We start from the raw sequence: 329 nt of genomic DNA on the forward strand, positions 1-329 counted from the left end.
TGACGATAACCTACTTTCACACTGGTTGCAGCACTATCATCGGCGTAGAGTCGTTTCACGGTCCTGTTCGGGATGGGAAGGGGTGGGACCGACTTACTATGGTCATCAAGCTTTGACTTGTGTGCTGTGCAGCCAACGGCTGCACAGCGAATCTGGGAGAAGTAAAGCAACGTTTCACGTCGTCCCTGCGCAGGCAGGGATCTCATTTAGTTTATTGGGTAGCACCACTCATCATCGGAGTAAATGCGCATAACCGTCAAGGTTATAGGGACAAGCCGTACGGGCAATTAGTATCAGTTAGCTTAATGCATTACTGCACTTCCACACCT

Annotated in this window: 1 rRNA gene; it reads right to left on the bottom strand. The window is 49.8% G+C overall.

Annotation, left to right across the window (positions count from 1 at the left end):
- Positions 1 to 110: ribosomal RNA gene (gene rrf, locus GTP55_RS29310) — 5S ribosomal RNA — on the bottom strand; the annotation flags it as partial.
- Positions 111 to 329: the final 219 nt, after the last annotated feature.

This window comes from Duganella margarita, assembly GCF_009857535.1.
Lineage (GTDB): Bacteria > Pseudomonadota > Gammaproteobacteria > Burkholderiales > Burkholderiaceae_D > Rugamonas > Rugamonas margarita.